The 422-nt window shown below is 68.5% G+C and carries 1 protein-coding gene; it reads left to right on the top strand.

Annotated features, from left to right (window positions below):
* The coding region (locus tag EEB19_RS26495; RefSeq protein ID WP_187590301.1) for an indole-3-glycerol phosphate synthase TrpC at positions 1–422 on the top strand (422 nt) is incomplete at both ends.

The following is a 422-nucleotide window of genomic DNA, read 5'->3' as shown; positions in this document are numbered from 1 at the left end:
AGGCCAGCCCGTCCAAGGGCGTCATCCGCCCGGACTTCCGCCCGGCCGACATCGCCGTCAGCTACGAGTTCGGCGGCGCCAGCTGCCTGTCGGTGCTGACCGACGTGGACTTCTTCCAGGGCGCCGACGCCTACCTGCAGCAGGCGCGCGAGGCGTGCACGCTGCCGGTGCTGCGCAAGGACTTCGTCATCGACGCCTACCAGGTGTACGAGGCACGCGTGCTGGGCGCCGACTGCATCCTGCTGATCGTCGCCGCGCTGGACGACACCCAGCTGGCCACGCTGTCCGAACTGGCGCTGTCGCTGGGCATGGACGTGCTGGTGGAAGTGCACGACATCGACGAGCTGGAGCGTGCGCTGCAGGTGCCGGCGCCGATGATCGGCATCAACAACCGCAACCTGCGCACGTTCGAAGTGTCGCTG

This window comes from Gordonia sp. OPL2 (assembly GCF_003797825.1).
Classification (GTDB): Bacteria; Actinomycetota; Actinomycetes; order Mycobacteriales; family Mycobacteriaceae; genus Gordonia.
This window is presented reverse-complemented; position numbering and strand designations above follow the sequence as displayed.